Annotated in this window: 10 protein-coding genes and 1 pseudogene; 5 read left to right on the top strand and 6 right to left on the bottom strand. The window is 48.7% G+C overall.

Annotation, left to right across the window (positions count from 1 at the left end; all coding sequences use genetic code 11):
• The first annotated feature begins 66 nt into the window (after positions 1 to 66).
• Complete coding sequence (locus NX722_RS01040; protein ID WP_262566312.1) at positions 67 to 1,578, top strand: APC family permease; 1,512 nt, start codon at positions 67 to 69, stop codon at positions 1,576 to 1,578.
• Positions 1,579 to 1,677: 99 nt separating this feature from the next.
• Positions 1,678 to 1,839: an ATP:cob(I)alamin adenosyltransferase gene (locus NX722_RS01035; RefSeq protein WP_262566311.1), complete on the top strand. Its 162-nt coding sequence runs from the start codon at positions 1,678 to 1,680 to the stop codon at positions 1,837 to 1,839.
• Here NX722_RS01035 and NX722_RS01030 read toward each other — a convergent pair.
• The 3 genes from NX722_RS01030 to ebgR form a co-directional block, all read right to left on the bottom strand.
• Complete coding sequence (locus tag NX722_RS01030) at positions 1,831 to 2,223, bottom strand: sugar O-acetyltransferase (RefSeq protein ID WP_262566310.1); 393 nt, start codon at positions 2,221 to 2,223, stop codon at positions 1,831 to 1,833. The genes NX722_RS01035 and NX722_RS01030 overlap by 9 nt on opposite strands.
• Before the next feature lie 566 nt (positions 2,224 to 2,789).
• Positions 2,790 to 5,933 carry a glycoside hydrolase family 2 TIM barrel-domain containing protein gene (locus NX722_RS01025; RefSeq protein ID WP_262566309.1) on the bottom strand — a complete coding sequence of 1,048 codons (3,144 nt, stop codon included), beginning with the start codon at positions 5,931 to 5,933 and terminating at the stop codon, positions 2,790 to 2,792.
• A 365-nt stretch (positions 5,934 to 6,298) separates the two neighbouring features.
• On the bottom strand, positions 6,299 to 7,273 hold the full coding sequence (gene ebgR, locus NX722_RS01020; RefSeq protein ID WP_262566308.1) for a transcriptional regulator EbgR: 975 nt from the start codon (positions 7,271 to 7,273) through the stop codon (positions 6,299 to 6,301).
• Positions 7,274 to 7,827: 554 nt separating this feature from the next.
• Between ebgR and ygjK the strand changes: the two genes are divergently transcribed.
• From ygjK to NX722_RS01005, 3 genes are read left to right on the top strand one after another with little or no spacing between them, the layout of a single operon-like run.
• Positions 7,828 to 10,233, top strand: coding sequence for an alpha-glucosidase (gene ygjK / locus NX722_RS01015; protein ID WP_262566307.1), 2,406 nt, complete (start codon positions 7,828 to 7,830; stop codon positions 10,231 to 10,233).
• A gap of 51 nt (positions 10,234 to 10,284) precedes the next feature.
• Entirely contained in the window at positions 10,285 to 11,487 is a 1,203-nt protein-coding gene (locus NX722_RS01010) for an ISL3 family transposase (protein WP_262563783.1), read from the top strand.
• Between the two features lie 24 nt (positions 11,488 to 11,511).
• On the top strand, positions 11,512 to 11,766 hold the full coding sequence (locus NX722_RS01005) for an MGH1-like glycoside hydrolase domain-containing protein (protein WP_262568754.1): 255 nt from the start codon (positions 11,512 to 11,514) through the stop codon (positions 11,764 to 11,766).
• An 89-nt stretch (positions 11,767 to 11,855) separates the two neighbouring features.
• On the opposite strand, the gene NX722_RS01000 is transcribed toward NX722_RS01005, so the two are convergent.
• From NX722_RS01000 to NX722_RS00990, 3 genes and pseudogenes are all read right to left on the bottom strand, one after another.
• Entirely contained in the window at positions 11,856 to 13,388 is a 1,533-nt protein-coding gene (locus NX722_RS01000) for an ATP-binding protein (protein ID WP_262566306.1), read from the bottom strand.
• A gap of 12 nt (positions 13,389 to 13,400) precedes the next feature.
• A complete protein-coding gene (locus NX722_RS00995) occupies positions 13,401 to 14,186 on the bottom strand; it encodes a response regulator (RefSeq protein WP_262566305.1) in 786 nt (261 codons plus the stop codon).
• A 153-nt stretch (positions 14,187 to 14,339) separates the two neighbouring features.
• Positions 14,340 to 15,686, bottom strand: a pseudogene (locus NX722_RS00990) (IS1182 family transposase); the annotation flags it as partial.
• Between the last annotated feature and the right edge of the window lie 72 nt (positions 15,687 to 15,758).

The raw sequence follows: 15,758 nt of genomic DNA, 5'->3' as shown, positions 1-15,758 counted from the left end.
CCTGAAAGGCTTCTGTCGGTAAATTGCAACGTTTTTGGCTGTAACAACCAACTCAGGAACTTAATTATGTCTGCCGAGACTGATCAACGTTATAAAATGTCATTGATGACATTTTTGTTCTTTTCCATTGCGGGGGGAGGGTTTGTCCTCAGGAGTCTTGTTAACCAATACACCGACTGGGGCTACAATTCCTGGCTGCTGTATGCAGTAGCTACCGTCATCTATGCCATTCCTTATACCTTTATGATTATTGAGTTTTCTTCTATTAAGAAACTCAGTAACTCTGAGGGCGGTTATCAGTCCTGGCTGAACCTGGTGCTGGGAAGAAAGTGGGGCTTTATTGCCGGTTTCTTCTACTTCTACGTTAACATCTTCTATTTTGTTGACCTGCTGCCTAACGTTATCACCTACTTCCTGTACACCGTGTTCGGGGAAGGTTCCTATGTGGCGGAGCTGACCACGGCTGAGTGGTTCAAACCTATTGTCAGTGCTACCTCCATCGCCCTGTTCTGGGTGGCCACCTGGGTATCCATGAAAGGGCCGAAGTGGTTGTCCCGACTGCTGTCTTCCGCTGGTTACGCGGGCTTTGGTCTGACCGTAGTGTTTATTGTTGCGGCGGTTTACTCCCTATCCACAGGTACTGTGACCTTCGAAGGCGAGCCGGTAGTGCCTCGTTTTGTTGAGGAAATCGATCTGTCCTGGGCGCGAATCGCTTCCATGTCCTGGGCACTGCAATCCATGGGTGGTCTGGAAGCCCTGGCGGCTTACAAGCGCAACATTCAGGGTGGTGAACGCAGCTTCCGAATTGGCGTGTTGCTGAACGTGTTTATCTTCTCCTCGGTGATGATTCTTTCCGCTGTTCTGGTGTCCATGGTACTGCCTGCGGAATACGCTCAGGAACTGGGTCTGTTGTCCGCTATTTACGCGGTGTTCCAGCAGTTGAACTTCCCGGTATGGTGGACCAATGTTATTGCTCTGTTCCTGCTGATCACTACTTTCTGTGGCTCTCTGATGCTGTGGACTGCGGCACCTGCCAAGATGCTGTTTGTTGATGCGCCGAAGGGAATTTTTGGTAAGAAACTGTCTGAGGTAAACCACGAAGGTACTCCGGTCAATGCTCTGAAAATGCAGGGAATCCTGGTTTCTGTCATCATCATTCTGTTTATGATTGGTCAGTTCAGTGCGGAGATGAATACCCTGCTGGTGGCGGTTAAAAACCTGAACGGTGGCGCGGCAACCCTGCCGGTTCTGTTCATGGTGGCGGGTTACATCAAGCTGCGTTGGGATTCCAATAATCCTGATTTTGCACGGGACTTCTACTTCCTGGGTAAAGACCGTTTCTGGGCGCTGCTGGCCGTGGTGCCAATGGTCACTATCTTTATGGCCGCTACCATTACTGCGCTGATTCCGGGACCTGAGGACTGGGCTGCCAACTTCTCCGGCTCCCTGATTCAGGTTATTCTCGGACCGGTGAGCATCATCGCAGTAACCGCCTACTGCATCGCCATCTTTAACCGCTGGCGTGAAAAGAACCCTAACGACAACTCATTGTTTAATGAGATTGCCCAGGGTGCGTAAGGATATGACGACAATGGCTGAATAATTTTACTATTGTCCGTATCATGGAACGCCAGTGACTCTCGGAAGAGATCACTGGCGTTAATGACTGAAAAGTTAATGACTGAAAAAAAACAGGGTTATCGCTTAACCCGGATTTATACCCGAACTGGCGACAAAGGCTCCAGCAGGCTGGGCGATGGACAGGTATTGTCCAAAAGCGATGCGCGCTTTAAAGCCATAGAGAGGTATAGATATAAACGCTTCGCTGCACTACATTGATGATTGAAGATTAATCTCTTTTCTGACCACTCTGGCAGGGCTTCCAACCACAACACAGTCTGCAGGAACATCCTTAGTCACCACGCTTCCTCCTCCAACAACTGCGCCATCGTGAAGGGTCACCCCCGGAAGAACCAATACGTTAGCCCCAATCCAGACGTTATTCCCAATAGTGACAGGCTTTGCAAACTCCTCACCCGTGTTACGGGTTTTAATATCCAGCGGATGCCCTGCCGTACAAAGGGTAACGTTTGGACCGATCATCACATTATCACCAATCACGACCTTACCGCAGTCAAGAATGACGCCATTGAAGTTCATGTAGAAATTTTTTCCGACTTCAATGTTGTAACCGTAATCACAGGAGAACTGACCGTTCAACATCGTAGTTTCGTCTGACTTTCCAAACAATTGACCAATTAGCAGGCTCTTTTCCTTATCATCGAAGCAGGTGCTGATTTGATGGCAGACCTTCCGTGTTAGGGTTATAGAGCATTCCACTGTTGACATCCTCCCCGCCCTGAAGGACGGGGATTCCTGTTAGTCACCTAACAGGTTCCTGTTTCACAGTTCGTTGCTCAGGGAACAGCTTGGTTATCGCATAAAAGTTCCACAGTGGGAACTTTTACGGTGACGAGCCAACCCATGTTCCCCAAGTCTCACACGAACTCCGCAGGCTTAACATTCCTCTAGCCCAGAGGTAGGTCTGCAAGAGACAAGAAGAAAATAGTGCATAGGCTTGCTCTACGCAAGCCCCACTTACATCCCCGCACTAAAAGTACGGGGTTTTACGTGGATTCGATAAAACTTTTTTCTCTGTGACTCAGAGTTCCATTCATAATGATTCACACTCAACTGGCAAAGGTATAATTGTCAGGCACAATACTTGTCTGACAGAAACAAGAACGGAGCTCGATCAGAGCTCCGTTCTTACCTCAGGGAAAAGGCAGTTAACCATTAACAGGACGCAGTCGGAATGCGTACTGATAAGGCTTCACCTGTGGCTGATACTGCATTGGTGGCATGGAGCCCCAGGAGTTCTGACCACCGGTACCCATCTGGGTCAGGTCAATATTCCAGGTCACCAGGTTGCCGGGTAGCAGGTCAGCGCCGTGCTTGCAGGACATTGGGGTCAGGCCGGACGCTCCCATGGAACCGTCGTCTGCCACAAAATCCAGCTCTTCAGCAGCAAACGGCCAGGCACTGGTATTGAGCAGCGTGTCTTCAGCAATCACTTCCAGACCAACACCATCCTGCTGCGTCAGCGCTACCCAGCGAACATCGGTCTTGTTAGCCGTTTCCTGCGGACGCGGGTAAGCATGAATCTGTTCCTGAATGGTGCCACCATACACAGCCGCCTTCGCACCTTTACGATCTTCATAAGTCTCTACCGGGCCACGACCAAACCACTGAATGAACTGGTAGTCAGAAGGCAGGGTCATTTGCAGACCAAAGCGCATCATCACCGGCAGCTCTTTCTCACCCGGAGTAAATTCAGCCGCTACACGACATTCGCCATCAGCAAAGACCTGGTAAGTAAGAACGTACTGACACTCAATCGTTGGCAGGTCAAAACGGGTAATCACCTGCACTTCCTGCGTACTGATCTGCTCGACTTCAATAGCTGTCAGTTGACGTTTAGCACCGGCGTCCTGCCAGATAGTCGCCCACTCAAACGCTTTTGCCCCCAGATCGTTATCGGTCAGACCACGCCAGAAGTTTGGCTCCAGACCAGTGCGAATCAGGTTCTTACCATCTACCCGAAACTCAGCCATCTGCCCCGTCTTCGCATCAAAACGAATATCGAAGTTATGCCCTTTCAGTGAAACAGAAGTTTCTGATTCCGCCAGTTTAATGGAATGCTCTTCCTTAATCGCTGGCTTCTGATAGGCAGGGCGAGCGGTCACGGAGAACTGATCCCACGCCGCTTCATAGCCTGAGCCCAACATTGGCTCATTGTTACGGGTTACAGCACTCAGGGTAATCAGGTATTCACTGCCTTCGCTGATTTCCAGGCCGGAAAGGTCAACTGTCAGCGCTTCACGCTGACCGGGCTCCACAGCATTAACACCCAGGGAACCTTTAGCCACCTGAATGCCATCGGCGCTGACCTGGTATTGAATTTCAAACTTGTCCAGACCAATGAAGTCGTAATGGTTTTCGATTTCAAAACGACCGGCAGCCGCATCAACCGCATGGAAACGAACCGGCTGGTAAACCTTTTTCACTTCTGCCATGTGTGGATGCGGAGTGCGGTCAGGCGCTACCAGACCATCGTTCATAAAGTTACCGTCGGTAGGCAGGTCAGGATGGTAGTCCTTGCCATAGCCCCAGTACTTCTGGCCCTTGTCATTGGTCAGTTCCAGCGCATGGTCCATCCATTCCCAGATAAAACCACCCTGCAGGCACTGACTGTTGTCGATGATCTTCCAGTAATCATTCAGGATACCGACCGAGTTACCCATGGCGTGAGCATACTCGATCATGATCATTGGGCGACCGTCGTTTTGCTGGGAAAACGCCTGCAGACGCTCCAGGGTTGGATACATTGGGCAAACGATATCGGTATAAGGCGCTTCACCGGCTGGCTCGTACTGAACCGGACGACTACCGTCGCGCTCTTTTACCCAGTTGTACAGGGTTTCAAAGACACAGCCCTCACCGGCTTCATTACCCATAGACCAGATAATGACACAAGCATGGTTCTTATCTCTTTCCACCATCGCCTGCATACGATCCAGGTGGGCCGGAATCCAGGACTCGGTATCACCAATCTGGGTTTCAGGGCTCAGAGCCAGTGGGTGAGACTCGATATTAGCTTCGTCAACCACATACAGACCATACTCATCGCACAACTGATACCAACGGGAATGGCATGGGAAGTGACTGGTGCGCACCGCATTGATGTTATGCTCTTTCATCAGGCGGATATCAGTGAGCATGGTCTCTTCAGTCGCGACATGACCCAGGGTTGGGTGCAGCTCGTGACGGTTCACACCTTTGATTTTAATCGCCTTGCCATTAACCGTCAGTTGACCACCCGTGGTTTCAATACGACGGAAACCAACTTTATGGGAGGTGGTCTCCAGAACCTTGCCAGTGCTGTCGCTAAGGGTCAGCATCAGGGTGTAAAGGTTAGGGGCTTCAGCGCTCCACAGGCGAGGCTCTGCCACTTCAGAAGCAAACGTCAGTCGTTGTTCATTGCTGTCAAACGCTACATTTTGCTGTTGGCTGACAACAGGCGCAAAACCGTTTTTATCGTCCAGCAACTGTGCCTTCAGAGTCAGGTCCTCTGGAGCAGACTCGGCAAAATGTTTCAGGTCTACGTTGAGGCTGATTTCACCCTGGGTGAGGGTGTTATCCAGAGTCGCGCGGCAGTCAAAGTCAAAGATACGGGTTTTATCGGTTGAATAGATGAAGACTTCACGCTCCAGACCCGACATATCCAGCATATCCTGCTTTTCCAGATAGCTGGCATTAGACCAACGGAAAATTTCCAGGGCGATGCTGTTTTCACCTTCGCGAACATAAGGGGTGATATTGAATTCAGCCGGGTTCTTGGCGTTCTGGGTATAGCCAACACGCAGGCCATTAATCCATATGAAGGTAGCCGTTCTGGCACCAGCCAGCTGCAGGAAAATTTCCCGGCCTTCCCAGCTTTTGTCCATTTCAAATGTACGACGATAGGAACCTACCGGGTTATATTCCCTTGGCACTTCGGGCCACTCCGTCTGAAACGGAAAGCGCTCATCAAGGTAGATGGCTTGATCAAAACCCTGTGCTTCCCAGTTGCCGGGAACCTGAATATCGTCCCACTGGGAAACATCAAAACTTTCCTGCTGGAATCCTTTTGGACGGGATTGAGGATTAACGGCACAGTTGAACTTCCACAAACCGTTCAGAGACAGGTAGTTACCCGCCAGCTCTGGCTTATTGTTCAGTGCCAGCGCTTCAACCGTGTAAGGAAACGCGTTAACCCTTGGCGCTTCTTTATTAATGCCATTAATCTGGTGATTTTCCATCACCGCAGGGACATGATTGATCTCTTCGTACAAATCGGCGACCTGCAGGTCTCCATAAACAACAGCCGTCATATTTACTCCAGTAACATTTATTGGGTTTAAGTGCCCCGGACAAGATGACTGACCGGAGTCTCAATAATCCCAGGCAATTCCAGACAAAATAGATTTTAGTAAAATTTTACTCATCACCTTAACCGGATGTTAACCAGAAATAACTGATTCAAATCAAAACTCATCAACAGTTCAGAAAAAACTGAACACATTATTTCTCTAATGATCACATCGAATAAATGACAAAAAACCTGAAATCGGAGTCAGAAAGAACAAGACGGCTGTCTTTTACTTGTTGTCAGCATGCATGAATAACAGCCAGGGCAGCAGCGCACCAGCAGTAGAAGTCTGTGATGGTATTCGTCCCTGATACCTGTACAGAACTGTTAGCGAGTAGTTCCCCGGCTCTTCAACCGGGCCGGGATGGTCAGGGTCAGTGGAATATCTCGCTCCTCCCGAACCTGCTCTGACAGCAGATTCACACCCTGAACCCCCATGAGTTCTGAGTGAATCCTGAATGTCGACAAAGGAGGAAAGGTAAACTTTGCCGTCGGAATATCATTAACACTCATCAGTGCTACATCACTCGGCACTTTTATCTGACACTCGTGCAACGCACGCAGCACACCGATAGCCATGGAATCCGATGCGACAAAGATAGCTTCTGGCAGAGATTTCTTAATCATTGCCTGTGCCAGCTTATAGCCTGAGGAGCTTGAAAATTCACCGACATAAACATCCTGCGATGAAACTACCCCTTTTTTCTGACCATAACTCAGAAAAGCTTCTTCACGCTCATCAGTCGCGGCTCCTATATCCCGGCCACCAATAAAACCCAGCTTTGAGTAGCCTTCATTGACAAACAGATCAACCACCTGTCGACTGATCCTGCCCAAATCCGTATAGACACAATCAACCTCACCCTCAAAGCGATTACTATCTATACACACCACATGCTGAAAGCGTTTTTTCAATTGTTGAAGCAGGGTGTCTGACCCACAGCCAACCAGGAGTACACCGCTACAACTGCCAACATCGCTCTCCGGGTTAAACCCGTAGCTTTCTTTCAGGTTGAAATTAAGCTTCTTGCACTGAAGCTCTACTCCGTAGCGGATGGAAAGGTAGTAGGGATCATGGACTTCGTTTTCCTGATTGTAGTTGTAAACAGCCAATATATTCAGTGCCGCTTCCTGCTGCCTCTTTCTTTTACGAGTGCTTTTGTACTCCAGCTGTTCAGCAACCTCCAGAATTTTATGACGGGTTTCATTTTTGACACTGATGGTCGGATCATCGTTTAACACCCTCGATACCGTTGACAGCGAAACCCCTGCTTCAAGTGCAATTTCTTTGAGCGTAGCCATTTAAACCCCCGAGAAAAAAGCTGCCTTTATACCACAATCAGGAAATTTTTCTAAAAAAACCTTAACGTAAAGTAAACCTCTTTATTTTTGAGCAAATAACAGCAAAATAAGAAGAATTCCGACAAAACACTTAAAGTAAAAAAGTTCAAATAAAATATAGAACAAGTGATGTGCAAGATGTGAAAAATGTAATACTTCTGTCGTTTTACGACCATAGCCAAGAGTGGGTCTAACATTTTTGTCGAAAAATTTACCGTTCACAACGACTAAGAAAAGCACGAATTCATAGCTTAATATTACTAAAATTTGATAAAGATCATATATTTTTATCGATACCTTACATAGTATTTCACCAATTCTTGTGAGGAAATGTTTCAGTATACGGTTTTACCTGCCGTAGGTAATCTTACGCTTTCCTCTTTGTTTTTTGTTTGCTGAGTTCCGTCCACATACTCAATTTCACTGGTATCAGCTATCTGTCGCCCCTTCAAAAGGCCGGTCAGCTTTTGCCTGAAAAAAGTTTATTCAACCCCTTAGTTAGGCTTCTATCAGCTATGCGCTTTAAGAAAAGTTTACTGGCAGCATCAATCATTGCATCAATGCTACTGACAGGCTGTACCGACAAAAATGATGACGATGAAGTTAACATTGATCGTTCTTCCCTGAACCCTCTGGGTAAAATTGCCCTGCAGTATGACAACGTGCTGAACCGTAGCGGCAACCCAATGGCTCTGCGTGAGCGGGACAAATACAGTAATATTAAATTCAACCCACTGTACGACAATGGTAGCTGGCACGGCTTCCTGCTGCCGGGCAGTGCTGATACTTACGGCAGCTTCACCGGCCCCTCCATTATCGCTGAAGAGTACAATGTCCTGCTGGGCAAATACATGGACCAACTGTCCCTGACTGACAGCAACGGCCGTGTTTACGACCTGACCTCGGTTAAAAATCCTGAACTGATTTCTTACCCCGGCGCCCTGTACCAGCGTTATGATCTGGGAGATATTGAAGTCGCTATGGAAATGCGTTTTGTCGATAAACGCGTCTCCCTGGTTAAGACCACTGTCCTGAACAAATCCAGCTCTGCAAAAGAGCTGACCTTTAACTGGGCAGGTGAGCTGACAGAAGAGTTGTATCGTAAACCGGGTGTCACAAATAAAGAAACAGTGACAGGAAAATACGGTGAAGACTTCCGCACCTTCACGCCTGACATTTATGGTATCAATGTCCGCCTGAATGAACAGCGTGATACCTATGTGATGATGACTCAGGATGATGCGACTTTTATGATTCGTCGCACGCTTGAAACAAAATTCAATCTGAATGATCCACTCAGCTATGAGTCCAAATCCTCGCCGGTTACCATTGCCGCCGGTAGCTCTTCTTCTGTCTGGTCCACCCAAGCCTACGGTCACGATGCGAATGAAGTAGCCGACATTGAAAAGCGGACTGCAAGCATCCTGAACAACCCTGAAAGCCATTTCAAGAAGTCTGCAGATCGCTGGGAAGGTTACCTGAAAAACGGTCTGACCAACGATAAAGCCACCAAACAGCAGTCCCGTCTGGCGGTAAAAACCATCCAGAACCTGCACACCAACTGGCGTTCGCCCTATGGCTTCCTGCAGACCTCCGGTGTAACACCCTCTTATACCGCACCATGGTTTGCCGGTGGCATCTGGCCGTGGGACAGCTGGAAGCACGTTTACGCACTGGCCCACATCAACCCTGATCTGGCGATGGACAACGTGCGTGCCATGTTCGACTATCAGGTGACTAAAGACGACACACTGCGTCCACAGGATGCCGGTATGTTGATTGACGTGGTGTTCCCGAATGCCCAGTCCCTCCGTGTAGAAAAACCATTTAATAATGATGTAATTCGACACCTGCAAAACGCTGATCACCTGGACGGCGACAACTGGAACGAACGCAATACTAAGCCATCCCTGGCGTCCTGGTCCGTATGGGAAACCTATCTGGGTCTGAAAGAGCTGGGTCGTGAAGACGATGCCGTCAAGTGGATCGCAGAAATGTACCCACAGCTGGTTGAGTACCATAACTGGTGGTACAGAAACCGTGACGTCAATGGAAACGGTATTGTTGAGTATGGTGCCACTATGGATCCGGCTCACAATGATGAAAATGGCGAATTAAAATTCAAATTCACTTATTCCGATGACCTGAAAATGCCTGATGAACTGAAAGGCATGATGGGGCAGTTCTGCGAAGGAGAAAGCAAGAAAGTCTGCTACAGCACTGAAATGTACGATGATATGGCAGACTGGGGCAAAGTTGATATTTCTGCTCCGGCACAGGATGGTGCAGGCTGGGAATCCGGCAGGGATAACGCTGCTAACTTTGGCTTTATTTCTGATGAACAGCTGCAAGCGTATGCGGAGAAAGAATACGACGGCAACATGGTTCTTGCCCGTGCCGACTGGACACCCCGCTTCTTCCAGCACAAGGTGAATGGTGAACCAGTAGGCTACACCATCAACCAGGAATCCGTTGACATCAACTCTTACCTGGCGGGTGAAAAGAACTTCCTGGCGCAAATGGCAGACCTCCTGAGTAAGCCGGACGACGCCAAAACCTACCGTGAAGACGCAGAGAAGATAGCAACCTACATCAACACCCACATGTTTGATGAAAAGTCCGGCTTTTACTACGACCTCAAAATTTCCGGCGATAAGTTACAACTTTACGGACACGATCCAAAAGGTGAGCTACTGACCAAACGTGGTCGTGGCCCTGAAGGCTGGTCGCCGCTGTTTAACAAGGTTGCAACACAGGAAAACGCTCAGAAGGTTCGTGATGTGATCATGGACCCGAAAGAGTTTAACGCTCCAAAGGTACCATTCCCCACCGCTGCAATGAGCAATCCGGCTTACGACGCGAACATTTACGGGGCTTTTACAGGTTGGCTGATGGAAAATGAGGGGTTGCAACAGAAATAGCCTTTCAGGAAAGATTGATTTGAACAGATCAAAATTTCTGAAGGATCAGACATGTGTACAACACCCTCACTACGTCCTATGTTCGCATTTCCCGGCTGGGTAATCGAGCAGATTGATATTGATTGGGAAGTCAAACAAGCTTTTGTCTATCTCCGCAGGGATGGCCGAATTCAGCACGAGAAATGCAGTCAATGTGAAACCCCTATGGGACAAATGAAGACAAAAGATCGGTGTGTCCAGGATTTACCACTGGGAGTTCTACAGGTAAATCTTCTCTTCACAGCTTTTCAGGGCCGCTGCTCACACTGCAACAATATTGAAACCGTTACTATTCCTGGTTTAACTCCCAAGGCTCAGGCAACCGATCGCCTTAAACGACACGTCAGCCATTTATGTCGCTATATGCCCTGCGACAAGGTGCCTGAATTCATTGCTATATCCGGTGGTACTGCCCGTCGTTGGGATAAAGAGATGCTGCTGAGAATGCTTTCAGCTCCAAAGCGTGACGGTATTCGCGCTCTGCTCATTGACGAAAAATCCATTGGCAAAGGCCATCAGTATCTTACCGTTGTTCTTAACGCCGACTCAGGAGAAACCCTCTTCCTTGGTGAAGGCAAGCGAAAAGAGACTCTGGATGAGTTCTTGAGCAGCCTGACTGAAGAGCAAAAAGCGAGCATCGAGTGTGTTGGCATAGACCGTGGTGGCAGCTATCAGGCTTCGGTGAAAGAGCACTTGCCCAATGCGGATATTGTATACGACAAGTTTCACATTATTGCCAATTATAATGATGTGATAGATCAGATAAGGCGCAGGGAGTGGCGTCAGGCTGAAGAAGAGAACAAGCCCTTTATCAAGGGTCAGCGGTTCAACCTGTTCATGAACCCTGAGAACCTGACTCCAAAGCGAGAAAGCAGTCTGAAAGAGCTCTTGAGCATGAACGAGGATCTCAATCAGGCTTACATCCTGAAAGACATGCTCAAACAGCTATGGACGTACACGTACAAAGCGTGTGCCGGCAAGTTTCTGGATAGATGGATAGAGTTAGCAAAAGAAACCGGAATTGCAGAACTTAAGAGGTTTGCTAAGGGCTTGGACAGGGCAAGAGAGGGCTTGCTGTCGTACTGCCATCATCGTATAACCAGCGCGAAGATTGAAGCTTTCAATGGAGTCATCAAACGGATTATCTACAAAGCTTGTGGCTACAATGATCTTGATTACCTCTATCTTAAAATCAGGCAGGAGGCTGTAAAATGATCAGCCAACCTGTAAAAGAGCCACATTTACTGGCGTGGACGTGTCTGGGTTGACCAGGTGTATTTTGGCTTGCAGGGTCTGGCAAACTACGGCTTCCATGATGATGTTCAAACACAGATGAACAAGATTCTGGAAAACGCTGAAGGCCTGCTGGAAGACGGTGCCATCAGGGAGAACTATAACCCTGAAACCGGTGCCGTTCAGGGCGCTACCAATTTCGGTTGGAGTGCGGCGCACTTTTATATGATGTATCGCAACTTTATGAACAAGTCCGAGTAAATCCGACGACTTGTTTTAGTTCAGAGCGGGGGCTTCTTCTGGAAGTAGCCCCCGTTTTTTGACTGGCGGAACAATAAACCGGAAAAAAGTCAGATGTCACAAGGAATGGTAAGCGTTACTTCCAGCCCACCCTGCGGATGGTTGCGAAGGCTTAACTGCCCCCCGTGAGTCCCCACCAGGTGTCGTGCAGTAATCAGGCCTAAGCCATTACCTCCGGGATTACAGGCTTCACCATGCTCGAAACGACGATAGGGCTGAAAGACTTCTTCTTCCATACCTTCTGGCAATCCGGGTCCCTGATCTCTGATAACAATGCGGTTATAACCCTCTTCTACAGAAAGAGAGATACCCGCACTGCCACCATAAACCACAGCATTATCAATCAGGTTCTCAAGGCAACGCCGCAGTGCCAGGGGCTTGCCAGTGACGACTTCGTGCTCATGGCACTTAACGCTGATCTTCTGCCCAACAGACCGGCCAGCCCGGGCAATATTTTCCAGCATCTGTTCCAGATCGACACTTTCCGGGTTTTCATGGATATCTGTATCCCGAACCATTTGCAAGGCACTGCGCACCATCATGTCCAGATGCTCAATATCTTCAACAAACCCCTGTCGTTCATCGTCGTCATCCAGCATTTCTGCTCGCAAGCGCAACCGCGTCAACGGGGTTTTCAAATCATGGGAAATTCCGGAAAACAGCTGCTTACGATCATTCAGAAAGTGCTGAATATTCCTCTGCATACGGTTAAACGCACTGGCAGTCGTTTTAAATTCCCGCGCCCCTTCTTCCGGCAAATACACAGGTTCAAAACTTCTGCCAAAATTTTCAGCCGCCCTGGATAATTGCTCCACCGGCTGAGTCAGCACGTAAATCATCCAACTGCCGAACATCAGCAAGACGGTCAGCCCGAACAGATAAATCACTTGCAAATCCATAGGCAGAGAAGACGACATAATGCCGGAGTCTGGCATCAGGGTAGCAAGATACAACCACTCATTATCTGAAACCGGCACCTGTATCACCAGAACCGGCAACGACAGTGGCTCAACAATCAGTGTGTGCTGACCCCAGCTTTCAGTTAAATCCATCAGGTAAGTGTTGTTATTGAACACCCGCAGCGTTTCCGGTGCCGAAAACGCAATACTGATATCGCGATTGGAAAAAGTACCATTGGCCTTAAAGGCTCCCAAAGTGTCCTTAAAACCGTTAATCACAATATCCTGACTACGGGTTCCGGGCAGTTCGTCGATCTCGATAAAGTCACGGTTGAGCGTCACGAAATAACGTGTCCCCCCCATATCCCGCAACTGATCCAGAATAATGTGGCGATAGCGTTCAGGCAGGGAATCAAAGTACTCAATCGTTGATAACACTCGCACAGCCATATTGGAGACAACGTTTTCCAGGGCCTTTTCCTGAGTCGCCCAGCTTTGGAAGTTCCAGACAGTACTGATGACCAGTTGCGAAGCAAACACCAGCAATAGCATAAACATGAAAAACCGCCCGGGCAGAGAGTCAGGCAGTAGAGTTCGACTCAGGGAAGACAGCCTGCCCCAGTACTTTCTGGCCGTTTTACTGCGAACCGTTGCGTCGGTACCAACATCAACAAAGTCAGACAAATAGTTATTTCCTCAAGCGGGCGCTTTATCAACCCATTCAACTTCGGTCGTTAAGATGTAACCCTGCCCCCTGACGGTTTTGATCAGTTCCGGCGCACGGGCATTTTCACCCAGGCACTGTCGTAAACGACTGACATTCACATCAATAAAACGATCCATGGGTGCCGGGTTTCGTTTGCGCGTTACATCAGCGATACTCTCACGACTCAGCACCTTGCCCTGATTGCGAACAAACAACATCAGCAGGTTATAGTCAGCCCCCGTCAATGGCACAGGCTCGCCTTCAGGAGAGACCAGCTCACGGGTCACCTTATCCAGACAGAAACCGTTAAACACGGCATAGCGGCCCGTTGTTTTAGGTTCTGCCACCTGCTCACTGCGGCGGAAAATTGCCTTGATGCGCGCCAGCAGTTCACGAGGATTAAACGGCTTACCCAGATAATCGTCAGCCCCCATTTCCAGACCAATGATTCTATCCATCTCATCAGAAACCGCTGTCAGCATTATTACCGGCGCTTTTGAGAAGGTACGCAGTTCACGACAGACATCAAAGCCATCCATACCCGGCATCATGATATCCAACACAATAATCACGCGAGACTCATCTTCTCCGGCGGAACGCCACTCCTGAAACGCCTGCAAAAAGGTTTCACCGCTATTGGCGGCAATGACGTTATAACCGTTCTTTTTCAGATAGCTTGCAAGCAGATCACGAATCGAGTCATCGTCGTCTACAACAAATACCGTGCTAGGAGCCTGTCGGACTTGTAACAAGTCCAGAAAAGAAGGCGGCATCATAACCCTGCTGCCTGTTTAAGCTACTGTGCAAGCTGTTCTCACAACCGCCACTCTTACCCGTAAATAGTAAAACATCGCCCAAAAAGCTCTGTATGCAGCCAGAAGTTGAATCATAAATAACCAATTTTCAATGTCCGCCATCGCCATGGCAAACATTTTCTTCAGATTGAAGCCTGTGCAGAGCAGATCCCATTCAGCAGACACCTCTGCAAAGCCTCGAACCAGAAATTGGCGATACCCCATCACTTCTTTCTGTATTCCAAAGGTTGGTTCAATCGTACTTTTCCGCAAGGCATAAACAGCCCGACCTTCTTTTGTCTGCAGCCGCCAACGCATCAGGTCTAATGCTGTTACATCGTCGCCTTCCGGCATAGGATCATCAGGTTTAAAGCGCTCCATCAAAGGTTTATTGTGGGCATCACGCTTCTCTGCGATATACGCAGTTGCGCCATAGTTATCCACAGCTGACACATTACTCTCACTGAAGTAGCCTGTGTCTGCCAGGATCGCTTCGGGCTTGCCAAGTTCGTCTTCACGAGTTGCCAGTTCTTCAAGGGCTGGCTCTACCTGCTGTTTGTCGTTTGTTGCCTGAGTAATGTGTTTTTCTACGATCAGTCCGCTTTCAACATCAACTGCAGCCTGCGCATTATAAGCTTGTTCATAACTGCCGCCTGATGTTGGCATGATGCGGGAATCACGATCTGTCAGATTGACCTGGTCTTTGTCTCTTGGGTCTGCCTCTGGGGCTTTGGGTTCTCTACCCCTCGGCTTTTTTCCAGACTCCCTGATCGCTTCCCTGCGAGCCACTTTTTCCTCATATTCTTCCAGCTCGTATTGGTATCGCTCCTCAGCGCGACGCTCTATTTCTGCTTTTGCTTCGGCAATAACAGCAAGGCGATCTTCCCTACGCTTGAGCTCCTCTGGAATAGAAAGCTCTTCAGGCTGCTCTTCTGCATCGGCTTTCTCTGCCATTTTCAGGAGCTCATCCACCTCAGACTTGAGCTGTTTTTCCAGCTTGCAGGCATACTCGTAGCTGAGGGCTTTGTGTTTGCTGGCATTCGCTTTCATTTTGGTGCCATCCAGACTGATGGTTCCCATTTTTAACCACTGGGCTTCTTTAGCGATCATTAGAATCTGGGTAAACAGGTTGCTGATTTCCTTGCGAAACCGCTTCCGGAAAGCATTAATACTGTCATGATCTGGGTGTTCATTGGCACAGATATAGCGGAAAGCAATAGAGTCGTGAGTAGCCTTCTCCAGCTTTCGGCTGGAAAAGACACCTGTCGCATAGCCATAAAATAACAGCGAGAGCATGAGCGATGGATGCCAGGCTTTGGAACCTCTACCGCTGTAGGACTTGATGAACGGATCAAGATCGAGCTGCTCGACGACCTCTACAACAAAACGGGCGAGATGACGTTCCGGCAAATAATCATCGACACTGGCGGGAAACATGTCTGGAATACTGCGGTCAACGGGTCTGAAAGTCCATCTCTTCATTTGTCAGAGGTTGCTTGCTTGAAAAGTGATTATTGGCAATTATGCCAGATTTTTGCTCTAAGTCCGACAGGC

The sequence above is a fragment of the Endozoicomonas gorgoniicola genome, from assembly GCF_025562715.2.
GTDB lineage: Bacteria > Pseudomonadota > Gammaproteobacteria > Pseudomonadales > Endozoicomonadaceae > Endozoicomonas_A > Endozoicomonas_A gorgoniicola.
The sequence above is the reverse complement of the archived record's forward strand: the minus strand, read 5'-3'. Positions and strand labels throughout refer to the sequence as shown.